The organism is Alteriqipengyuania triglochinis (assembly GCF_054655655.1).
Map to the genome: position 1 here is coordinate 273,276 of NZ_BAAHNC010000002.1, position 19,076 is coordinate 292,351.

Here is a 19,076-nt window from a genome sequence, read left to right on the forward strand (position 1 = left end):
CTTCGCGCGCTGCATGAGGGGAGTTCGCCGGTGAAGCCGCAATCGATCAAGCTTTTCGACTATTTCTATCTCGGGGCGATGTTCCTCGGCCTGCTGGGCTTCGTCAGCGGCTACCCGATTGCCAAGGCGCAGCTGGCGGCGCAATCGGCTCAAAGCGGCTTCGCTGTGCCGCCATCGGTCCTCGTCGCGTTCTACGTGCTCGGGCTCCTGATCGGTCTCGTGCTGTGGTTCCTCGTCTCGAAGCGGCGCTGGGTGATCGCCAAGTGGGCGATCGTGCTGTTCTTTCTGATCGCGCTGATCGATGTCGGAAACTATCTGGCGGGGCCGATGCGGCTCCATGAAATCTACGGCCTGCTCGCCCTGATCGGACGGGCGGTGGCCGTGGGCATGCTTTTCCGCGGCGATGCGATCCGCTGGCTGAACCAGAAGCCGGACGATACGACGGAAGGCTGATCGCGATGTTGCGAGCCGCCCTGCTGCTGGCGTGCGTGCTCGTCCCCGCCGGCGCGGCGGCGCAAAGCTACCAGTGCACCATGCCGCGCAGCGTGTCGGTCCCCGCCGTCGCGCGCGACGCGCCGACGCGGACCATGCCGGTGACCGGCTATGTCCTGTCGCTCGGCTGGAGCCCGGAATTCTGCCGCACGCGCAAGGATTCGCCGCGCCATGCGCGCCAATGCTCCGGGCGTAACGGAAGCTTCGGGCTGATTGTCCACGGGCTGTGGCCGCAAGGGGCTCGGACTTGGCCGCAATGGTGCACCGCGCGCAATGCGCGCCCCACCGGCGCGCAGCTCGCCCGGCAGATGTGCGTCCAGCCCTCCGCAAGCCTCGCCATGCGCCAGTGGGCCAAGCACGGCAGCTGCATGGCCGAGCGGCCCGATCGCTACTTCCGCATCACCCGCATCCTCCACCGCAGCCTCGACTGGCCCGACCTCGACCGCCTGTCGCGGCAGGACGGACTGACCGCGGGCGACATCCGCGAGGCATGGATCGCCGCGAACACCAACTGGCGGCGCGAGATGATTTCGATCCAGCTCAACGAGCGCGGCTGGCTGGAGGAAATCCGGCTGTGTTACGGGCGCGACTGGCTGCCTGCGGCGTGCAAGCGTTCTGCGCGCGGGGCAGCGGATGATGCTCCGGCGAAGATCTGGCGCGGGCTCTAGCTGCGCCGCTCGCTGAAGAAGCCGCGTAGCAGCGCTGCCGCTTCCTCCTCGCCCATGCCCGAATAGACCTCGGGCCGGTGGTGGCACTGCGGATGCTCGAACACACGCGCGCCGTGCGCCACCGCGCCGCCCTTGGGATCGGGCGCGGCGTAATAGAGCCGTGCGATTCGCGCGTGGCCGATGGCGCCCGCGCACATTGCGCACGGCTCCAGCGTCACCCACAGGTCGCAGCCCTCGAGTCGCTCCTGCCCCAGCGCTTCGGCTGCACGGCGGAGCGCGAGGATTTCGGCATGGGCGGTCGGATCGGCCAGCGTGCGCGGCGCATTATGCGCGGTTGCAATCACCTCGCCGCCGCGCGTAACCACCGCGCCGACCGGCACTTCGCCTGAATCGGCGGCCTTTTGCGCCTCTTGCAGCGCAAGTTTCATCGGATCGGGCAAGGGCCATCGCGTCATCGTGCAAACTGCGCTATAAGCGCCCTGTCGGCTCGGCAAGGACCACTGGTTGTTGACGATTCGCATATGGGCCGCTAAGCGCGGCGACTTTCCGGCACAGACCGATCACCTTTTTTAAGAAGAGATAAGCCATGTCGCGCATCTGCGAACTGACCGGCAAGGGCCGCCAGGTAGGCCACAATGTCAGCCACGCGAACAACAAGACCAAGCGTGTCTTCCTGCCCAACCTGCAGAACGTCACTCTGCTGAGCGAGAAGCTGGACCGCAGCTTCAAGTTCCGCGTGTCGACCCACGGACTGCGTTCGGTCGAGCACAATGGCGGGCTGGACAACTGGCTGCTGAAGACCAAGGACGAGAAGCTTTCTTCGCGCGCCCTCAAGGTGAAGCGCGAGCTCAAGAAGGCGGCTGCGGCCCCGGCCGAGTAAGCCTACCCGGCTTCTCCATTCCGATTACGCGAAGGGTGCGCTCGCATTTCGTTGCGATCGCACCCTTCGTCGCGCACGCACGGTTTTTGCAGCTGTCCTACAAGGTGCGTCGGCGCTAGCTTCGGCGTGGCTCCTTGAACCGTCGATCCCCGGCATGATCCGCGCTGTTCGGGTGCGGCGATTTCTAACCCCTGGACACTGTGTCAGGTGTGTCAGGGCCTGCCCGTCGCCTGGCGATTCGGCAGTATGCTGTCAGTCCGGCATCGGCCCCAGGAAAAGCAGCGGATCGAGCCGCGAATCGCGCCACTTGAGGCTCCAGTGCAGGTGCGGGCCGGTCGCCCGGCCCGATGCGCCGATCGTACCCAGAAACTGGCCCTGCCGCACTTTCTGCCCTTCGCGGACCACGATGGTCGCCGAATGGAGGAAAGCGCTGTTCAGGCCCATCCCGTGGTCGATCATCAGCAGCTTGCCCTCCAGCGTGAAGGGATCCTGCGCCACCAGCGTTACCACGCCGTCTGCCGGAGCGCGGTAGGGCGTCCCGCTGGGTTGTGCGATATCGAGGCCCGAGTGATAGGGGCCGGGCTTGCCCTGATAGACCCTTTGCGAGCCGAATCGGCCCGATATGCGACCTGTCGCCGGCCAGATGAAATCCTGCCGCCACCCTTGCGCACCCGTCTCCTTCGCCCGCGCGGCAACGATCTGCGCGACCTCGCCTTCGCGCAGCCGCTTGAATTCGGCGCTGGTCCGGCCCGCGCGGTAAGGCGCGTTGATATGTTCCAGCCGCCAGTCGCGCGGAGCGATGGTCAGCGGGCTGGAAATCGTCCGGCCGTCGTCCAGCGTGGCGACCAGTTCGATCGTTGGACCCTGGTCGCGGTCGAACGCGGCAAAGAAGGTGCCGTCCTCGGCAAAACCGACCTCTTGCTCGCCCAGCCGCGCGGTCCGCGTGTTGCTGGGCACGGTCCCGCGAATCCAGCCGCCCTGCTCCAGTTCGCCCTGATAGGCGAAGGTCGTACGCGCGGGCGTCGGGGCAGGCGTTGGCGTGGGGGAAGGCTTCGGCGTGGGCGCGGGAGCGGGTGCCGGGCTGGGCTTCGCAGCGATCGGCTGGACGGTTTCGCTGGGCCCTGCGGCCTCCTCCCCAGAGGCGCAGCCATTGCAGACGAGCAGGATCGCCAGCGCGCCGGCGGCGGTTCTCGTCAGCGGCAGGCTCACGCCGCGTCGTTCGTGTCGCCGGTCAGGCGGCGGGTCGCGATCTCGCAGCTCGCATAGGCTTCCTGATGCTCGGCGCTCCAGTAGCGCAGGGTTTCGAGCGGGATCGGCTCGCCCGTCACCGCGCAGGGGACGAAACGTCCGCTGCGGATCACGCGAAAGTCATTGGGGCCGAAGTGGAGCTTGGCGGGCTGGTCGCCGGAAGTGGTAAGCATGGGTGCGATATAGCATTCCTTGCCGCGCTAGAAAGGCTTAGCCGAACAGATCGTCCTGTTTCGGGCTCGGCGCAGGCGTCGACTTGCGCGCAGGCTTGCGCAATGCGGGCGCTGGGGGCGGTCCCTCGCCGGTGCTGGCGGCCACCTCCCCGTCGGCGAATTCGAGGCGCAGGGCCCCGGCCTCCCGCGCCGCGCCGGCGCTGCGGACAAGGTCGCCATCGGGCCCGAAGACCAGCGCATAGCCGCGCTTGAGCGGGGCCTTGGGGTCGAGCGAGCGGAGCACGGTAACGCCCGCCTCCAGCCGCTCCCCCGCACGCTCCAGCCGCGCGGTGAGTGTCGCGGGCGCCAGCCGCGCATGGGCCAGCCGCTCGCGCGCCTGCCCGATCCGCCATTGCAGCGTGGAGGGAGAAAGGCGCGCAGCCACCTGGTCGAGCGCGGCGCGCCCGATGCCCACCCGGTCGACCAGCGCGCGGCGGTGACGTTCGGTCGCTTCGTCCAGCGCCTGGGCGGCGGGCTGGAACAACGTCTCAGGCTTGGGCAAGCGCTGCGAACAGGCATCCAGCCGCTCCCGCCCCAGCGATACGGGCCGCGAGGCGCAGCGCATCTGCCGCGCGCCGAGATCGGCGAGCCCGGCGGCCAGCTCTGCGCGCACCGGCACGGCGCGCTCTGCAGCAGCGGTGGGCGTAGGGGCGCGGTGATCGGCGGCGAAATCGGCCAGCGTCGTATCGGTTTCGTGCCCGACGGCGGAGATGACGGGTATCTGCGATTCGGCGATCGCACGCACGACCTCTTCCTCGTTGAAGGACCACAGATCCTCGATCGAGCCGCCGCCGCGCGCCACGATCAGCAGATCGGGCCGGGGTACTGCACCGCCATGCTCAAGCGCGTTGAACCCGCGCACCGCCGCGCTGACCTGCCGCTTCGCGGCCTCTCCCTGCACCAGCACCGGCCACACGATCACATGGCTGGGAAAACGATCCGACAGGCGGTGGAGGATGTCGCGAATCACCGCGCCCGTGGGCGAGGTGACCACGCCGATGGTGCGCGGCAGGAAGGGCAGCGGCTTCTTGCGCTCGGGCGCGAACAGCCCTTCGGCTTCCAGCCTCGCCTTGGTCTTTTCGAGCAGGGCCAGCAGCGCGCCTTCGCCCGCCAGCTCCATCCGCTCGATCACGATCTGGTACTTGGAGCGCCCGGCATAGGTTGTGATCTTGCCGCTCGCGATCACCTCGAGTCCGTCTTCGGGGCGGAAGGGGAGGCGCGGCGTCGCGCTTTTCCACATGACCCCGTCGATGACCGATTTCTCGTCCTTCAGGCTGCAATAGAGGTGGCCGGAGGCCGCCCGCTTCACACCGGACAATTCGCCGCGAATGCGCACGAAGCCGAAGCGGTCCTCCACCACACGCTTCAGGCTGCGCGATAGATCGGTGACGCTGAGCGGCTCGGAATTGTCCCCCGGCCTGCTGTTCGCTAGCAGCGACGGGTCAGCATCGTCGAATTGGGAAACGCTCATGAATATCCTTCTGGTCGGATCGGGGGGCCGCGAACATGCCCTTGCATGGAAGCTCGCCCAGTCGCCTTCCTGCAAACGGCTTTACGCCACGCCGGGCAATCCCGGCATCGCCGACTGCGCTGACATTGTCGCGCTCGACGCGGGCGACCACAAGGCCATGATCGGCTTTTGCCACGAGAACGAGATTTCGCTCGTGGTCGTAGGACCCGAAGCGCCGCTGGTCGCCGGGCTGGCGGACGAGCTGCGGAGCGAGGGGATCGCGGTGTTCGGGCCAGACCGCGCGCCTGCGCAGCTGGAAGGCAGCAAGGGCTTTACCAAGGACCTGTGCAAGCGGGCGAACATCCCGACCGCCAGGTACGAGCGGGTGACATCGCTAGAGGCTGCATGGGGCGCGCTCAAGCACTTCGACGCGCCCTTCGTACTTAAGGCCGATGGGCTTGCCGCGGGCAAGGGCGTGGTCATCGCCGAGACGCGCGAGGAAGCGCAGGAGGCGCTGTCCGAAATGTTCGACGGCAAGTTCGGCTCGGCAGGGTCCGAAGTCGTGATCGAGGAGTTCATGCGCGGCGAGGAGGCGAGCTTCTTCGCGCTCACCGATGGGGAGATCATCCTCCCCTTCGGCTCCGCGCAGGATCACAAGCGCGTGGGCGAAGGCGATACTGGCCCCAATACCGGCGGCATGGGCGCCTACAGCCCCGCCCCGGTGCTGACCGAGGATCTGGTCGATCGCGCGATGCGGGAGATCGTGGTGCCGACCGTGCGCACGCTGGGCGCAGAGGGGATGCCCTATTGCGGCGTGCTCTATGCCGGGCTGATGTTGACCGACGGGGGGCCCAAGCTGGTCGAGTACAATATCCGCTTCGGCGACCCCGAGTGCCAGGTGCTGATGATGCGCTTCGAAGGCGATCTGGCCGCACTGCTGTATGCCTGTGCGAGCGGCGACCTGGCGAGCGCCGAGCCGGTGCGCTTCTCGGACGACACCGCGCTGACCGTGGTCATGGCAGCAGAGGGCTATCCGGGCACCCCGAAGAAGGGCGGCGCGATCGATCTCGCATGGGCGGAAACGGACGAGGCGAAGGTCTTCCACGCAGGCACCGCGCGCACCGAGGACGGAACGTTGGTCGCAAGCGGCGGGCGTGTGCTCAACGTCACCGCGCGCGGGAGCAATGTGACGCAAGCGCAGTCTGCGGCCTACGAGGCGGTAGACGCGATCGAGTTTCCCGACGGCTTCTGCCGTCGCGATATCGGCTGGCGCGAGGTAGAGCGGGAAAAAGACTAGCCCGATTCGCGATCCAGACCGTCGAGACATCCCGGATCGGCGGCAAGGCACGGCTCGATCTCTCGCATCAGCCAGTGGCGGAAGGCGCGGACCTTGGGCGAGTGGCGGCGCACCTCGGGATAGATCAGGCGGAAATAGCCGCCCGGGCGCACGATGCGGGCGCCTACCCGGACGAGGCGGCCGTCCGCCAATTCGGTATGGAAGAGCGTCGGCGCGAGGATCGCGACGCCGTTTCCGCTCATCGCGGCGGCAGCGTCGAGCTGCTGCGAGTCGAATTCCAGCCCGCGCGGTTGCCTGCCCGCCTTTTCGCCCGGACGCTCGGCACAGCGGGCTTCGTCCCATTCGCGCCACCAGACATTGTTGGGCGAGATGCGCTGGTCTTGGACGATGTCAGGATCATCCGCTCGGAGGGTCTCGTGCGCCGCCACGAACTTCGGGCTGGCGAAGGGCGCGATGCCGAGTCGGTAGAGGCGATGCACCTGCAAGCCGGCAGGCCCTTCGCGCGAGAGCCTGACCGCCAGATCGCATTCGCCAGCCTCAAGATCGACGAAAGCGTCACCGACCACCAGCCGCACCGCAATCTCGGGGTTTTCGAGCTGGAAGGAGCCGAGGCGCGGGGCGAGGATTTTGGTCGCAAAGGTTTGGAAGCAGGCGATCGAGAGAACCTGCTCCTCGTCCTTGGCGAGCTCGGCAAAGGCGTTCTCCATCGTGACAAAGGCCTGGGAGACCCGCTGGGCCAGTGCCGCCCCCGCCGACGTCAGCTGCATCGTGCGGCCTTCGCGCACGAACAGGACCGTGCCCACGCGCTGTTCCAAGCTCTTGATCTGGTAGCTCACGCCTGCCTGCGTCAGCCCCAGTTCCTCCCCGGCGCGGGTATAGTTGCGATGCCGGGCGGCGGCCTCGAATGCCCTGACGGCTGCGAGCGGAGGGAGCTGGCGCATGCCCGAACCATAAGCTCAGCTTGTTTCAATGGCCAGCGTTTCGATTGGTTTTCCGCACTATAAGCCGTCATCCCCACCGTCCAGGATACAAGGGAGACGATTATGAACGCGCACACATTCGCACTCGCCGCCGCGTTCGCGATCGGCGCCGGCCCGGCCCTCGCCGATCCCGGCGAGAATCGGGTCGCCGTCCGGTATGACGACCTCGACCTGCGCAGCACAGCGGGCCGCGCGATCCTCGACCGGCGCGTCGCCGATGCAATCAGGAATGTATGCCGGTCGCCCCACTCACGCTCGGTCCGGGTGGCTTCGGAAACGAAGGCATGCATCGCGCAGCTACAGGAAAAGGTGGCGCGCCTGCGCGCCCTGATCCTCGCCGAAGCAGCGGATGCGCCGCCGGGAAACAAGCGCGACTGATGGGCTCCCGGCGCCCTCAGTCGCGCTACGCGGCGCTCAGGCGTCCAACCGCTTCGCCACCAGCGCCTGCAAATCCGCTTCGGGCCGGGCGCCCCAGTGCGAAATCACTTCGCCCGCGGCCACCGCACCACGGATCAGCGACTCTTCCAGCGACGCGTCGCGGCAATAGCCCGAGAGGAAGCCGGCGGCGAAGAGGTCGCCTGCGCCGGTCAGGTCCTGCACCTTGTCGACCGGCTCGGGCGAGATCTTCGCGCGTTCCTCGCCGCGCGCGGCCACCGCACCCTTGGGGCCGCAGGTCATCACCACCAGCGGCACGTCATTTGCCAGCGATTCGAACGCGGCGTCGGGGTCGGAGCCTTCCAGGATGCCTGCCTCTTCCTCGTTCACGAACAGGATGTCGATCAGCCCGTCGTTGATCAGGCCGCGGAAATCGCCGCCGTGCATGTGGACGCAGAAATCGGCGCAGGTGGCGAAGGCGATCTTCACGCCTGCATCGCGCGCAACCTGCATCGCGCGTTTCATCGCCTCGCGCGGTTCCGTCGGGTCCCACAGATAGCCTTCGAGGAACAGCACCTTGGTGCTGCGGATCAGATCGTCGTCGATCGCCTCTGCGGGCAGGAACTGCGATGCGCCGAGCGAGGTGTTCATCGTGCGCTCCCCATCGGGGTCGACCAGCACGAGGCAGCGGCCGGTCGGCGGCTCGCTTTCCTTGTCGCTATAGGGGCGTGCGGGCGTATCGAAGCTGACGCCGACGCTGGTGAGGTCGTGGCGGTAGATTTCGCCCAGCTGGTCTTCCGCGACCTGGCCGATGAAAGCGGTCTTCAGCCCCAGCATGGTCGCACCTGCCAGCGTGTTGGCCGCCGCGCCGCCAGAGATTTCCTTGGTCTGGCCCATCTTGCCGTAGAGATCGACCGAACGCTCCGCATCGATCAGGCGCATCGAACCCGATGGCAGATCCTCGTCCTTCAGGAACTGGTGGGTGACGGGTGCGATAACGTCGACGATGGCATTGCCGATGGCGATGACGTCGAATTTGGGGTCGGCCATGATGCGGGCGGTATCCTGTATAATCTGCGAGGGTCGCGAAAGCTGACGCGGGGACTAGCGACCAACCGCCCGATGGCCAAGGCCGGTGATGGTGTGCAGGTGATTGACTTGCGGGGCCCGGTTCCGGAAAAGCCCAGCCCGGATGACCTCGCTCCCCGCCTCCTTTGCCCGCGCCTTCGCGCAGTTGGCGGATCGCCGCGTTCTGTGGCTGCTGCTCAAATCGCTGATCGTGACGATCGTGCTGTTCGTAGCCGCAGGCGCTGCGCTCTATGTCGGACTGGCGTGGCTGATCGACCGGGGGCTCGGATCGCTTCTAGACGAAAATCTGCCCCCCAACCTCGCCGCGGTGGCGAGCGCGATCGGGACGGTCGCGGCGGTCGTCTTCGGCGGCTGGTTGCTGTTTCGCGTCACCGCGCTCGCCGCGATCCAGTTCTTCGCCGACGATGTGGTCGAGGTGGTCGAATCCCAATACTATCCCGAGGCGCTGGCGAGCGCGCGGCGCATCGGCTTTGGCGAGAGCATGTGGATCGGCCTCAAGGGCGCGCTCCGGGTGGTGTTCTACAACCTCCTGATCCTGCCGCTGGCCCTCGTCCTGCTGGTGACGGGCGTGGGCACGGTGGTGCTCTTCGCGGTCCTCAACGCATGGCTTCTGGGGCGTGAACTGCGCGACATGGCGTGGCTGCGCCACCGGCACGATTCCGACGCGAAGCCTCCGCTGGGCATAGGCACGCGCTCCGCGCTGGGCGGCATCGTCGCCCTGATGTTGCTGATCCCGGGACTCAATTTCATCGCGCCGATCATCGGCGCGGCTGCTGCCACCCATCTCGTGCAAGGACGCCTTCGCGATGCGTAAAATCTCACGTGCGTTTCTCCCGCTCGCGCTCGTCCCGCTGATTGCCGCCTGCGCGACGCCCGCGCCCGACAGGCCGACGACCAGCCGCCCGACCCCGGGACGCGCCCCGCCCCCGCCCAGGACGAACGTCCCGCCGAGCAATCCGCAGCCGACCGCGCCCGGCGCCTTCGTGGCTCCGCGCGTGATGAATGTCCCGGGACTGGAATTCGTGATCGGATCGCGCGCCAGCCAGCTGGAACAGATTTTCGGCCAGCCACGGCTCGATGTGCTGGAAGGCGATGTGCGCAAGCTGCAGTTCGTGGGCGAGGCCTGCGTGCTCGACGTGTTTCTCTACCCGCTCTCACCGGGCGCGGAGCCGACCGCGACCTACGTCGATGCCCGCCGCGCGAGCGATGCGCTGGATGTGGACCGTGCCGCCTGCGCGAAGGCGCTGCGGCGCTAGCAGGCGACCCTCACGAGCCGCGTAGCCTCAGACCATGAAGCTTTCGCCGCATCCGCACGCGCCCTTGGCATTCGGGTTCTCGAACACGAATCCGGCGGAAAAATCGTCTTCCACCCAGTCCATCACGCTGCCGACGAGGTAGAGCACGCTGGCTCCGTCGATGTAGAAGGTGCCACCCGGGGTCTCGATCTTCTCGTCGAAACCCTGTTCCTCGCTCACATAGTCGACCGAGTAGGCAAGGCCCGAGCAGCCACGGCGGGGCGTCGAGAGCTTCACCCCGATCGCGTCGTCGGGCGCCTTGGCCATCAGGTCGGCCACCCGCTGCTCGGCGGCCTCGGTCAGGGTGACGGCGGCGGGACGTTCGCGGAGCTTGGTTTCGGCCATTACAACATCCCCAGTTCGAGCCGTGCTTCGTCGGTCATCTTGTCGGGCCCCCACGGCGGATCCCACACGAGGTTGACCTCGGCATCGCGTACGCCGGGCACCGAGCCGGTGCGGATTTCGACTTCGGCGGGCATGCTTTCGGCGACCGGGCAGTGCGGCGTGGTGAGTGTCATGGTGACGACCACATCCTTGTCCTCGGAGACTTCGACGCCGTAGATCAGGCCCAGATCGTAGATATTGACCGGGATTTCGGGGTCGTAGATTTCCTTGAGCGCGGCGATCACAGATTCCTGCAGGGCACCGCCTGCACCGGTTTCGCTCGCATTTTCGGGCTTCTTCTTGAGGAACCCGTCGAGATAGTCGCGCTTGCGAGAGAGCTTCTCGCCCGCGGTTTCCGCATCCGGGTCCACCGCGTCCTCGACCCGAGCGCGCGGCGGCTTCGCAGGCGTGTCGGTCGGGATATGCGAGGGCAATGCCTGCCCCGCGTTGCCTTCCGAACGCGCGACATGCGGCGGCAGGTCGGTCACCTGGTCGGCCGGCGAAGGGGCTGCGATGTAGTCTTTGTCCTGGTCGTCGCTCATCATGCTATCTTTCAGCCTCAATCCTCAGGCGAAAATCTTGAGTGTGCGCTCGATCCCGCGCATCAGGGCGGCGATGTCGCTTTCATCGGAATAGACCCCGAAGCTGGCGCGGGCGGTACCCGGCACGCCGAGGTGGTCCATCAGCGGCTGGCAGCAATGGTGGCCAGCACGGATCGCCACGTTCTCTTCATCCAATATGGTGCCCAGATCGTGCGGGTGAACCCCCGGCAGTTCGAACGAGACGATGCCCATCGCATCGTCGGGCCCGAACACCCGCACGCCCGGGATGCGGGCGAGGTCCTCGCGCAATTGCGAGACCAGCGCGCCTTCGTGCTGCGCGATCGCTTCGCGCCCGATCCCGTCGATGAATTCGCAGCACTGTGCAAAGGCCAGCGCCTCGGCAATCGCAGGCGTGCCCGCCTCGAACCGCTGCGGCGGCGGAGCATAGGTGGTTTCGGCAAAGGTGACCTTGTCGATCATCGATCCGCCGCCCTGCCATGGGGGCATGGAGTCGAGCAGCTCCTTGCGGCCCCACAGCGCGCCGATCCCGGTCGGCCCGTACATCTTGTGCGCGCTCATGGCGTAGAAATCGCAGCCGATCGCCTCGACATCGAGCGGCAGGCGCGGGGCCGCCTGGCATCCGTCGAGCAACAGCTTCGCGCCGACCGAATGCGCCAGCTCCGCCGCGCGTTTCGCATCGAGCACCGAGCCGAGCACGTTGGAGACATGCGCAAAGGCGACCATCTCGTGCTCGGACGTCAGCATCTGCTCCGCCGCGTCGAGATCGATCCGGCCGTCGTCGGTCAGCGGGCAGACATCGACCTGCCAGCCGGCCAGCTGCCACGGCACGATGTTGGAATGGTGTTCCAGCTGGCTGAGCAGCACGCGGCCCTTTCTGGGGTAGCTATAGGCGACGAGATTGATCGCCTCGGTCGCGCCGCGGGTGAACACCAGCTCTTCGTCCGACGCACCGATAAACGCCGCGACCTTGTGTCGAGCCGTCTCGTAGCCCTGGGTCATCTGCGCGCTGCGCGAATAGACCCCGCGATGGACAGTGGCGTAATCCTCACCCAGCGCGCGGCTCATCGCATCGATCACGACGCGCGGCTTCTGCGCGGTCGCACCGCTATCCAGATAGTGCCACGGCTCGCCGTCGCCGGTCGTCAGGCCGGGGAAATCGGACTTTGCGACCAATTGTTTGCTTTCCATCACGGACATAGCTTCGTCGTCCACTCGTCCGGGTTTGCACCGCGCCAGCATTTGAGCCGGACACCCAGCGTTTCGATGCGCCACGCCTTGCCCTCCGGCACGACGATGGCGACCCATTCCTCCGCCTTGACCGAATCGTCGAGCAATGGCCCCATCGACGCAGTGACGATAGCGCGACCGTCCTTGTCGGGATGCGGGTCGATCCGGACCTCGATCACCGGGCTGACCTCTGCCGCAGCGGGATAGCCGCCGGTGAGTGCCTGTGCGATGCCGAGCGGGCTTGCATAGGTTTGGTCGGGCGCGGGCACTTGGCGATATGCATCGGAACTGGCGATTTCATCCGGCGGTGCCGTGACTTGCGCCGTGGCCGCACAAGCCCAGAGTGCCAGAGGCAGGGCGAATAGGAGCGATCTCGGAAGGATCACTCCCGCTCCTCCAGCTTATCGAGCGCCTTTTCCAATAGCGCTTCGCGCGTGGCCTCGTCCGCCAGTTCGCGGGTCGCGTCGCCGATGAAGGCCTGCACCAGCAGGCGGCGGATGGTTTCGGGCGGCAGGCCGCGTGCGGCCATGTAGAAGCGCGCGGATTCGTCCAGCTGGCCCACGCTCGCACCGTGCGCGCACTGCACGTCGTCGGCATAGATTTCGAGCTGCGGCACGCTGTTCACGCTCGCGCCCTTTTCCAGCAACAGTCCCTTGAAGCTCTGCGCCGCGTCGGTTTTCTGTGCGTCGCGCACGACATCGATCCGGCCGAGGAAGTTGCCGGTGCCCTTCCCCCAGTGGACGCTGCGTACGGTCTGGTTGCTGGTCGCGCCCGGTTCCTCGTGCGCCATGCGGGTGACGATCTCGCGCGTGGTGTCGCCCCCGCCGAGCGTAATGCCGCCGAGCTCGAAATGCGCGCCCTCGGCCAATGTCACGGCAACTTCGAGCCGCCCGAGCTGGCCGCCTGCGACCAGTGCGGCGAGTTCGGCGCGCGCGTTCTTTTCGAGCACGATGCGCAGGCGGCGCATCTGCAGGCCCCCACCCTTGTCGGCGCCGCCGTCGAGCACGATCAGGTCGGACCAAGTCTCGCCTGCGGCCACGCGGACGTCTTCCCACGCCTCGAACGTGTCGGGCGCGGTATTCTGGATCGCGTCGATGTCCGAATAGCGCCAGGCTTCGTCCTTGCGAGTAGGGAGGATGATCGCGTCGGTCATGCGCTCTCCATCACCGCGTCGTAGCCTTCGCGCTCCAGATCGGTCGCCAGCTCGGCCCCGCCGGTCTTCACGATGCGGCCCTTGCTGAGGATCGAGACGTGGGTCGGCTCCACCACCTCGAGCAGGCGCTGATAGTGGGTGATCAGCAGCACGCCCTTGTCGGGGCTGCGCATGATCGCGTTGATGCCATCGCCGACGACGCGCAGCGCGTCGATGTCGAGGCCGCTGTCGGTTTCGTCGAGCACCGCAAACGAGGGGTCGAGGATGCCCATCTGGACCATCTCGGCGCGCTTCTTCTCGCCGCCCGAAAAGCCGACATTCACCTGCCGCTTGAGCATCTCCATGTCGAGCTTGAGCAGGCCGGCCTTTTCCTTCGCAAGCTTGAGGAAATCGCCCCCGGTCATCGCCTCTTCGCCGCGCGCGGTGCGCTGCGCGTTAAGCGCTTCGCGCAGGAACTGGATGTTGGATACGCCGGGAATTTCGACCGGGTACTGGAAGCCCAGGAACAGGCCGGCGGCCGCACGCTCGTGCGGGTCCATCGCCAGCAGGTCTTCGCCGCGGAAGAACACCGATCCCTCGGTCACTTCGTAGCCCGGCCGACCGCCGAGCACATAGGCAAGCGTCGACTTGCCCGCGCCGTTGGGCCCCATGATGGCGTGAATCTCGCCCGCGTTCACCGAAAGCGTGAGGCCGTTGAGGATTTTGGTGCCGTCGATTTCGGCGTGGAGGTTATCGATCTGGAGCATTCTAGGTCCTGTTGTCGTCGCGCGGCGTGCGATCGCTGCGCGTGGTGTTCGATCTGGGATGGGAATTGCGCTGGTTTCGCGGCGGGCCGTTGCCTTCGCGGTCGTAGCGCGGCTTGGTCTGGCGCGGGTTCTCTGCCTCGTGACGACGGCGTGCTTCCTTGCGGGCGGCGATCGCGGCGCGCATTTCCTGCGTCAGCGTGGCAAGCACCGCGTCGATATCGGCGAGGATATCGGCGGCGGCGACATGGACCACGCGGATGCCGACCGCCTCGAGGCTCTTGTCGCGCCGGTTCGCGATGGCGGGCTCGACACCCTCCTCGTCGATCAGGATCGCGAGGCCCATATCGTGCGAGTTGAAATCGACGATCGCGCTGCCGACCACCGCGAAGCGGGTGAAGGAATAGCGCCCGAAATCGGCCTTGGAGAACTTCTCCGCCAGCGCCTTGTGCGCCGGGCTCGCATGGCGACGCATCTCGCGCGCACGATCATGCAGCGCGTCGAGGCGCTTCTCCGAGATTTCCCATCCGCGGCCCTTGCGTTTGACCGCGGGGGTGTCGGAATCTTCGGATGCGGGGCGAAGGTTGAGGGTTTTGCGGTCAGTCATCTGGCGTCAGTTTCCGTCGCTGCATCCATCATGGTGAGATAGGCATCTTGAACGCCATTTGCGGATGCGGTCATGTACATGAAAGTAAGTCCCGCGGTTCGGCGAAAATTCTCGCGAACGCCCTCAACCCCGGTTGCGTCCCCGTAGGTCTTTCGATCTAGGAGAAAGCGATCGAGCGCGCGATCGGCGCTCTCGCGCGGCGTGCTGCAAGACGTTCGCGCGGTGACAAGCGCCGCCTGCGCCGCCTGCGCTTCTGCCGAGCCAAAGTCCGGGTGCTTGCTCAACGTGCTCCAGTAGCAGCGGAAATAGGTGTCATAGATTGCAGCGGCAGCGTCGATGTCGTTTTGCGCTATCGACTCCAGTGGGGCGGCGGGCTTGCAGTCTTCGCAAGGATTCGTCTTCAGCATTGGCGGGGGATCGCCTGCTGGTTGAAGGGCCGCAAGAAGAATGGGAAAGATCACCCCACGCTCCCTTCCAGCGAGATCGCCAGCAGCTTCTGCGCCTCGACCGCGAATTCCATCGGCAGCTGCTTCATCACTTCCTTGGCGAAGCCGTTGACGATCAGCGCGATCGCCGCTTCCTCGTCCAGCCCGCGCTGCTGCGCGTAAAACAGCTGGTCGTCGGAAATCTTGGAGGTGGTCGCCTCGTGCTCGATCTGCGCGGTGGGGTTCTTCACCTCGATATAGGGCACGGTGTGCGCGCCGCACCTGTCGCCCAGCAGCAGCGAATCGCACTCGGTGCGGTTGCGCACGCCATCGGCGTTGGCGGCCACGCGGACCAGCCCGCGATAGGTGTTGTTGCTCTGGCCGGCGCTGATTCCCTTGGAGATGATCGTGGAGCGGCTGCCCTTGCCGTTATGGACCATCTTGGTCCCGGTATCGGCCTGCTGGTGGTTGTTGGTGACCGCGACCGAGTAAAACTCGCCGACGGAATTCTCACCGTTCAGCACGCAGCTGGGGTATTTCCACGTCACCGCAGAGCCGGTCTCGACCTGCGTCCAGCTGATCTTGGAGCGCGCACCCTGGCACAGCCCGCGCTTGGTCACGAAATTATAGATCCCGCCCACGCCATCGGCATTGCCGGGATACCAGTTCTGCACCGTGGAATACTTGATCTCGGCATCGTCCATCGCGACCAGCTCGACCACCGCGGCGTGGAGCTGGTTCTCGTCGCGCATCGGCGCGGTGCAGCCTTCGAGGTAGCTGACATAGCTGCCCTTTTCGGCCACGATCAGCGTGCGTTCGAACTGCCCGGTATTCTCCGCATTGATGCGGAAATAGGTGCTCAGCTCCATCGGGCAGCGCACGCCTTCGGGGATGTAGACGAAGGTGCCATCGCTGAAGACCGCGCTGTTGAGGCACGCGAAGTAGTTGTCGTTCTGCGGCACGACCTTGCCGAGCCATTGCTTCACCAGATCGGGATATTCGCGGATCGCTTCGGAGATCGAGCGGAAGATGACGCCCGCCCGCTGAAGCTCTTCGCGGAAGCTGGTGGCGACGCTGACGCTGTCGAACACCGCATCCACTGCGACCTTGCGCGCGCCCTTCACGCCGGCCAGCACTTCCTGCTCGCCCAGCGGAATGCCGAGCTTGTCGTACACCCGCTTGATCTCCGGATCGAGCTCGTCGAGCGACTCCAGCTCTTCCTTCTTCTTCGGCGCGGCGTAGTAATAGGCATCCTGGTAATCGATCTCGGGATAGCCGAGCTTCGCCCAGTTCGGCTCCTCCATCGTGAGCCATTTGCGATAGGCCTTGAGCCGCCATTCAAGCATCCATTCGGGCTCTTGCTTCTTGGCCGAGATGAACCTGACCGTGTCTTCGCTGAGCCCCTTGGGCGCGTAGTCGGTCTCGATATCCGAATGCCAGCCGAACTCATATTCGGCGGCCTTGGCGGCGGCTTCGCGCGCTTCTACGTCCTGTTCGGGCTGCTTGAGGTCGATAGCTTCGTTCATGCCACTTCTTTCTGCGCGGAGCTTGCTGCCGCGTTGGGAGCCTTGGTCGCGATCTGCGCCAGCGATACGTCTGCCAGCGCGCCGCGCACGGCAGCGTTGACGACGGGCCAGTGTGCCTTGACGCTGCATTCGTGATCGACCGCGCAATCGCCGGTGTCGATACAGGTGACGAGCGCGATCGGGCCTTCGATCGCCTCGACGATATCGGCCATGCTGATCGCCGCTGCGGGCCGCGCGAGCTGCAATCCGCCGCCCGCGCCGCGCGTGGAACGCAGCAGGCCGGCAGCGCTCAGCTTGCTGACGATCTTCTGCGCCGTCGGCACCGGAATGCCGGTTTCCTGCGCGAGATCGGCCGAAGACACGCGCCCGCCGCCGCACTTGCGTGCGGTCGCCGCCATGATGACGATGGCATAATCGGCGAGGTTGCTGAGGCGCATAACGCCCAATTCGGATCAATTCGGTCCGATTTCAACCAAAACCCGACTCTTGCGAGTCGTTAGCGTTTTCCAGCTAGTCTCCCATGGTCATCGGCGCATCGGATACCGGGCGGGACTGCGCCACCCATTCCGCGACATTCTCTTCGAGGATATCGAGCGGGACGGGCCCGGGCAGCAGCACGACGTCGTGGAATGCGCGGATGTCGAAATCATCGCCCAGCTCGGCGCGCGCTTTCTCGCGCAGTTCCATGATCTTCAATTTGCCGATCATGTAGGCGGTCGCCTGGCCGGGATAGACGATATAGCGCTCGATCGCCTTGCGGATGTCGCCATCGGGATTGGGCGTGTTCTCGGACAGGTACTCGATCGCCTGTTCCCGGCTCCAGCGCTTGGAATGGATACCGGTATCGACCACCAGCCGGCACGCGCGCCACAGCTCCATCTGCAGCCGCCCGAAGTCGGAGTAGGGGTCGGTGTAGAAGCCCATGTCCTTGCCCAGCTCCTCCGAATAGAGGCCCCAGCCTTCGGTATAGGCGGTGACCCCGCCGAAGCGGCGGAAGGGCGGCACGTCGCCCAGCTCGGTCTGGATCGAACGCTGGAGGTGATGGCCGGGCAGGCCTTCGTGATAGGCGAGCGCCTCCAGCTCGTTCTTGCTCATGTCCTTCAGGTTATAGAGGTTCACGTAATAGGTGCCGGGGCGCGAACCGTCGGGCGCGGGGCTCTGGTAGAACGCCTTGCCCGCGCTCTGTTCGCGAAACGCCTCGACCGGTTTGACCGTGAGTGCGGCCTTGGGAAGCGTGGCGAAGAATTCGGGCAGCCGCGCTTCCATCGCATCGAGCTTGTCCTGCGCATCGCCGAGATAGGCTTCGCGCGTATCGTAGTAGAACCGGTCGTCGCTGCGGGTGAATTCGAAGAACTCCTGCAAGGTGCCCTCGAACCCGACCTGCTTCATGATCGCGCGCATCTCGTCATGAATGCGCGCGACATTTTCCAGCCCGATCCGGTGGATCTGGTCGGCGGTCAAGTCCGTCGTGGTGTAGTTCTTGAGCAGTGCGGCGTAATAGGCCTCGCCCTCGGGGAAGCGCCAGATGCCGTCATCGGTCGGCGCGATTTTCTGCTGGCGCTCCATCTCGGCGAGCAGGCGGCGATAGGCGGGCACTGCAGAGGTGGTCCAGGCTGTGGTCGCATCGGCTTTGAGCCCGGCCTTCGTGTCTGCATCGACACCGTCGAGCGCATCAACCTTGCCGCGGAAATCCTCGAGCACCGCGCTGTTCTCGCCCGCTTCCAGCAGGTTGCGGATGTCGGAAATGACATAGGAGTAGACCCAGTCGGGCGGCATGACGCCTTCATCGGCCCGGTCGCGCGATTGCGCGGTCAGAGTGTCCATCACACCGCCCAGCCCTTCGATCCGCGAAACGTAATCGCGCGCATGATCGGCGTTCTGCACGGCGTGAATATTGATGAGGAAGGCGGGCAGCTGGCTCTGCGCGCCGTTCATCTGGTCGAAGATGTAGCCGTAGTCGCGGAACGGAAACAGCGACGCCGAACGCTGCGCCATCGCATCGAACAGGCGGTAGGACAGCGCATCCTTCGGCGAGAGGGCCTGCGCGTCGTAGCCCGCGCGCATCCGGTCCGCAAAAGACTGCAGGAGGGCCTCCTCGCGAACCTGCGCCGCGTCCGAGAAGTCGCCCCAGCGATCGTAGTCCTCGTCCCGAATCCCGCGATAGGCCTTGGTCAGCGGCGACATCGCCAGTTGGGCCGCATCGTAGGTGTCGAACAGTGTATCGATATCGGCGGGCGCTTCCTGCACTGGCGCAGACGCCGACGAGCCGGTTTCGGCGGGCACGGCGGCGCAGGCGGCAAGGCCGAGGCTGGCGAGCAGGAGGATGGCGGTCTGCGGGGCGGTCTTCATCGAGGCTCTCTCCGGAAACGTGTCGTTGCCGGGCACCCTGCCCGAGCCATCGCGCGGTGGAAAGGGCGGTGTACGGCGCGCGCCCGCTCGACAGCGCAAGGCACCCGGCATAG

The 19,076-nt window shown here is 66.1% G+C and carries 24 protein-coding genes; 7 read left to right on the forward strand and 17 right to left on the reverse strand.

Going from position 1 to position 19,076, the window contains the following annotated elements:
* The first annotated feature begins 30 nt into the window (after positions 1-30).
* Together ACYQ0L_RS06990 and ACYQ0L_RS06995 are read left to right on the forward strand one after the other, a co-directional pair.
* A complete protein-coding gene (locus ACYQ0L_RS06990) occupies positions 31-453 on the forward strand; it encodes a hypothetical protein (RefSeq protein WP_459788322.1) in 423 nt (140 codons plus the stop codon).
* A gap of 5 nt (positions 454-458) precedes the next feature.
* Complete coding sequence (locus tag ACYQ0L_RS06995; protein ID WP_459788323.1) at positions 459-1,160, forward strand: ribonuclease T2 family protein; 702 nt, start codon at positions 459-461, stop codon at positions 1,158-1,160.
* Here the strand turns inward: ACYQ0L_RS06995 and ACYQ0L_RS07000 are convergent.
* A complete protein-coding gene (locus ACYQ0L_RS07000; RefSeq protein WP_459788324.1) occupies positions 1,157-1,615 on the reverse strand; it encodes a nucleoside deaminase in 459 nt (152 codons plus the stop codon). The two genes, ACYQ0L_RS06995 and ACYQ0L_RS07000, sit on opposite strands and share 4 nt — an antisense overlap.
* A 131-nt stretch (positions 1,616-1,746) precedes the next feature.
* Between ACYQ0L_RS07000 and rpmB the strand changes: the two genes are divergently transcribed.
* Complete coding sequence (gene rpmB, locus ACYQ0L_RS07005) at positions 1,747-2,040, forward strand: 50S ribosomal protein L28 (protein WP_459788325.1); 294 nt, start codon at positions 1,747-1,749, stop codon at positions 2,038-2,040.
* A gap of 252 nt (positions 2,041-2,292) precedes the next feature.
* On the opposite strand, the gene ACYQ0L_RS07010 is transcribed toward rpmB, so the two are convergent.
* From ACYQ0L_RS07010 to xseA, 3 genes are read right to left on the reverse strand one after another with little or no spacing between them, the layout of a single operon-like run.
* Positions 2,293-3,249, reverse strand: coding sequence for a M23 family metallopeptidase (locus tag ACYQ0L_RS07010; RefSeq protein WP_459788326.1), 957 nt, complete (start codon positions 3,247-3,249; stop codon positions 2,293-2,295).
* Positions 3,246-3,461 carry a DUF2093 domain-containing protein gene (locus ACYQ0L_RS07015; RefSeq protein ID WP_459788327.1) on the reverse strand — a complete coding sequence of 72 codons (216 nt, stop codon included), beginning with the start codon at positions 3,459-3,461 and terminating at the stop codon, positions 3,246-3,248. Before ACYQ0L_RS07015 ends, ACYQ0L_RS07010 begins: the two co-directional genes overlap by 4 nt.
* A gap of 37 nt (positions 3,462-3,498) precedes the next feature.
* Entirely contained in the window at positions 3,499-4,971 is a 1,473-nt protein-coding gene (gene xseA, locus ACYQ0L_RS07020; protein ID WP_459788328.1) for an exodeoxyribonuclease VII large subunit, read from the reverse strand.
* Between xseA and purD the strand changes: the two genes are divergently transcribed.
* Positions 4,970-6,247 (forward strand): phosphoribosylamine--glycine ligase, encoded by a 1,278-nt coding sequence (purD, locus tag ACYQ0L_RS07025; protein WP_459788330.1) that lies wholly within the window; start codon positions 4,970-4,972, stop codon positions 6,245-6,247. The two genes, xseA and purD, sit on opposite strands and share 2 nt — an antisense overlap.
* Here the strand turns inward: purD and ACYQ0L_RS07030 are convergent.
* Positions 6,244-7,188: a LysR substrate-binding domain-containing protein gene (locus tag ACYQ0L_RS07030; RefSeq protein ID WP_459788331.1), complete on the reverse strand. Its 945-nt coding sequence runs from the start codon at positions 7,186-7,188 to the stop codon at positions 6,244-6,246. The two genes, purD and ACYQ0L_RS07030, sit on opposite strands and share 4 nt — an antisense overlap.
* 102 nt (positions 7,189-7,290) lie before the next feature.
* Here ACYQ0L_RS07030 and ACYQ0L_RS07035 point away from each other — a divergent pair, with 102 nt between their 5' ends.
* Entirely contained in the window at positions 7,291-7,605 is a 315-nt protein-coding gene (locus ACYQ0L_RS07035) for a UrcA family protein (protein WP_459788332.1), read from the forward strand.
* A 36-nt stretch (positions 7,606-7,641) separates the two neighbouring features.
* On the opposite strand, the gene ACYQ0L_RS07040 is transcribed toward ACYQ0L_RS07035, so the two are convergent.
* Positions 7,642-8,652, reverse strand: coding sequence for an adenosine kinase (locus ACYQ0L_RS07040; protein WP_459788333.1), 1,011 nt, complete (start codon positions 8,650-8,652; stop codon positions 7,642-7,644).
* Positions 8,653-8,794: 142 nt separating this feature from the next.
* Between ACYQ0L_RS07040 and ACYQ0L_RS07045 the strand changes: the two genes are divergently transcribed.
* Entirely contained in the window at positions 8,795-9,505 is a 711-nt protein-coding gene (locus tag ACYQ0L_RS07045; RefSeq protein WP_459788334.1) for an EI24 domain-containing protein, read from the forward strand.
* On the forward strand, positions 9,498-9,947 hold the full coding sequence (locus ACYQ0L_RS07050; RefSeq protein ID WP_459788335.1) for a hypothetical protein: 450 nt from the start codon (positions 9,498-9,500) through the stop codon (positions 9,945-9,947). The genes ACYQ0L_RS07045 and ACYQ0L_RS07050 overlap by 8 nt, the downstream gene beginning before the upstream one ends.
* A gap of 27 nt (positions 9,948-9,974) precedes the next feature.
* Here ACYQ0L_RS07050 and ACYQ0L_RS07055 read toward each other — a convergent pair whose 3' ends face one another.
* The 11 genes from ACYQ0L_RS07055 to ACYQ0L_RS07105 all read right to left on the reverse strand — a co-directional run bounded on the left by ACYQ0L_RS07055 (position 9,975) and on the right by ACYQ0L_RS07105 (position 18,963).
* Complete coding sequence (locus ACYQ0L_RS07055) at positions 9,975-10,331, reverse strand: HesB/IscA family protein (RefSeq protein WP_459788336.1); 357 nt, start codon at positions 10,329-10,331, stop codon at positions 9,975-9,977.
* Positions 10,331-10,912, reverse strand: a complete 582-nt coding sequence (locus ACYQ0L_RS07060; RefSeq protein WP_459788337.1) for an SUF system Fe-S cluster assembly protein — start codon at positions 10,910-10,912, stop codon at positions 10,331-10,333. Before ACYQ0L_RS07060 ends, ACYQ0L_RS07055 begins: the two co-directional genes overlap by 1 nt.
* A 24-nt stretch (positions 10,913-10,936) precedes the next feature.
* Positions 10,937-12,130, reverse strand: a complete 1,194-nt coding sequence (locus tag ACYQ0L_RS07065; protein ID WP_459788338.1) for an aminotransferase class V-fold PLP-dependent enzyme — start codon at positions 12,128-12,130, stop codon at positions 10,937-10,939.
* Positions 12,121-12,429, reverse strand: coding sequence for a hypothetical protein (locus ACYQ0L_RS07070; RefSeq protein ID WP_459788339.1), 309 nt, complete (start codon positions 12,427-12,429; stop codon positions 12,121-12,123). Before ACYQ0L_RS07070 ends, ACYQ0L_RS07065 begins: the two co-directional genes overlap by 10 nt.
* A 113-nt stretch (positions 12,430-12,542) precedes the next feature.
* The gene (locus ACYQ0L_RS07075; RefSeq protein WP_459788340.1) at positions 12,543-13,313 is read right to left on the reverse strand and encodes a SufD family Fe-S cluster assembly protein; all 771 of its coding nucleotides are present in this window, start codon (positions 13,311-13,313) and stop codon (positions 12,543-12,545) included.
* The gene (gene sufC / locus ACYQ0L_RS07080; RefSeq protein WP_459788342.1) at positions 13,310-14,059 is read right to left on the reverse strand and encodes a Fe-S cluster assembly ATPase SufC; all 750 of its coding nucleotides are present in this window, start codon (positions 14,057-14,059) and stop codon (positions 13,310-13,312) included. Before sufC ends, ACYQ0L_RS07075 begins: the two co-directional genes overlap by 4 nt.
* A 1-nt stretch (position 14,060) precedes the next feature.
* Positions 14,061-14,663 carry a DUF559 domain-containing protein gene (locus ACYQ0L_RS07085; protein WP_459788343.1) on the reverse strand — a complete coding sequence of 201 codons (603 nt, stop codon included), beginning with the start codon at positions 14,661-14,663 and terminating at the stop codon, positions 14,061-14,063.
* The gene (locus ACYQ0L_RS07090) at positions 14,660-15,124 is read right to left on the reverse strand and encodes a hypothetical protein (protein ID WP_459788344.1); all 465 of its coding nucleotides are present in this window, start codon (positions 15,122-15,124) and stop codon (positions 14,660-14,662) included. Before ACYQ0L_RS07090 ends, ACYQ0L_RS07085 begins: the two co-directional genes overlap by 4 nt.
* Positions 15,121-16,614, reverse strand: coding sequence for a Fe-S cluster assembly protein SufB (gene sufB, locus ACYQ0L_RS07095; protein WP_459788345.1), 1,494 nt, complete (start codon positions 16,612-16,614; stop codon positions 15,121-15,123). Before sufB ends, ACYQ0L_RS07090 begins: the two co-directional genes overlap by 4 nt.
* Positions 16,611-17,051 (reverse strand): SUF system Fe-S cluster assembly regulator, encoded by a 441-nt coding sequence (locus tag ACYQ0L_RS07100; protein WP_459788346.1) that lies wholly within the window; start codon positions 17,049-17,051, stop codon positions 16,611-16,613. Before ACYQ0L_RS07100 ends, sufB begins: the two co-directional genes overlap by 4 nt.
* 73 nt (positions 17,052-17,124) lie before the next feature.
* The gene (locus ACYQ0L_RS07105) at positions 17,125-18,963 is read right to left on the reverse strand and encodes a DUF885 domain-containing protein (protein ID WP_459788347.1); all 1,839 of its coding nucleotides are present in this window, start codon (positions 18,961-18,963) and stop codon (positions 17,125-17,127) included.
* Positions 18,964-19,076: the final 113 nt, after the last annotated feature.

What these genes read in the sequence shown, in the direction of transcription:
- sufC (WP_459788342.1), bottom strand. Translation starts at nt 14,059, where the DNA reads ATGCTCCAGATCGATAACCTCCACGCCGAAATCGACGGCACCAAAATC.
- ACYQ0L_RS07105 (WP_459788347.1), bottom strand. Translation starts at nt 18,963, where the DNA reads ATGAAGACCGCCCCGCAGACCGCCATCCTCCTGCTCGCCAGCCTCGGC.
- ACYQ0L_RS07085 (WP_459788343.1), bottom strand. Translation starts at nt 14,663, where the DNA reads ATGACTGACCGCAAAACCCTCAACCTTCGCCCCGCATCCGAAGATTCC.
- ACYQ0L_RS07075 (WP_459788340.1), bottom strand. Translation starts at nt 13,313, where the DNA reads ATGACCGACGCGATCATCCTCCCTACTCGCAAGGACGAAGCCTGGCGC.
- ACYQ0L_RS07040 (WP_459788333.1), bottom strand. Translation starts at nt 8,652, where the DNA reads ATGGCCGACCCCAAATTCGACGTCATCGCCATCGGCAATGCCATCGTC.
- ACYQ0L_RS07000 (WP_459788324.1), bottom strand. Translation starts at nt 1,615, where the DNA reads ATGACGCGATGGCCCTTGCCCGATCCGATGAAACTTGCGCTGCAAGAG.
- ACYQ0L_RS07035 (WP_459788332.1), top strand. Translation starts at nt 7,291, where the DNA reads ATGAACGCGCACACATTCGCACTCGCCGCCGCGTTCGCGATCGGCGCC.
- ACYQ0L_RS07055 (WP_459788336.1), bottom strand. Translation starts at nt 10,331, where the DNA reads ATGGCCGAAACCAAGCTCCGCGAACGTCCCGCCGCCGTCACCCTGACC.
- ACYQ0L_RS07060 (WP_459788337.1), bottom strand. Translation starts at nt 10,912, where the DNA reads ATGAGCGACGACCAGGACAAAGACTACATCGCAGCCCCTTCGCCGGCC.
- ACYQ0L_RS07100 (WP_459788346.1), bottom strand. Translation starts at nt 17,051, where the DNA reads ATGCGCCTCAGCAACCTCGCCGATTATGCCATCGTCATCATGGCGGCG.
- purD (WP_459788330.1), top strand. Translation starts at nt 4,970, where the DNA reads ATGAATATCCTTCTGGTCGGATCGGGGGGCCGCGAACATGCCCTTGCA.
- xseA (WP_459788328.1), bottom strand. Translation starts at nt 4,971, where the DNA reads ATGAGCGTTTCCCAATTCGACGATGCTGACCCGTCGCTGCTAGCGAAC.
- rpmB (WP_459788325.1), top strand. Translation starts at nt 1,747, where the DNA reads ATGTCGCGCATCTGCGAACTGACCGGCAAGGGCCGCCAGGTAGGCCAC.
- ACYQ0L_RS06995 (WP_459788323.1), top strand. Translation starts at nt 459, where the DNA reads ATGTTGCGAGCCGCCCTGCTGCTGGCGTGCGTGCTCGTCCCCGCCGGC.
- ACYQ0L_RS07065 (WP_459788338.1), bottom strand. Translation starts at nt 12,130, where the DNA reads ATGTCCGTGATGGAAAGCAAACAATTGGTCGCAAAGTCCGATTTCCCC.
- ACYQ0L_RS07050 (WP_459788335.1), top strand. Translation starts at nt 9,498, where the DNA reads ATGCGTAAAATCTCACGTGCGTTTCTCCCGCTCGCGCTCGTCCCGCTG.
- sufB (WP_459788345.1), bottom strand. Translation starts at nt 16,614, where the DNA reads ATGAACGAAGCTATCGACCTCAAGCAGCCCGAACAGGACGTAGAAGCG.
- ACYQ0L_RS07015 (WP_459788327.1), bottom strand. Translation starts at nt 3,461, where the DNA reads ATGCTTACCACTTCCGGCGACCAGCCCGCCAAGCTCCACTTCGGCCCC.
- ACYQ0L_RS07045 (WP_459788334.1), top strand. Translation starts at nt 8,795, where the DNA reads ATGACCTCGCTCCCCGCCTCCTTTGCCCGCGCCTTCGCGCAGTTGGCG.
- ACYQ0L_RS07030 (WP_459788331.1), bottom strand. Translation starts at nt 7,188, where the DNA reads ATGCGCCAGCTCCCTCCGCTCGCAGCCGTCAGGGCATTCGAGGCCGCC.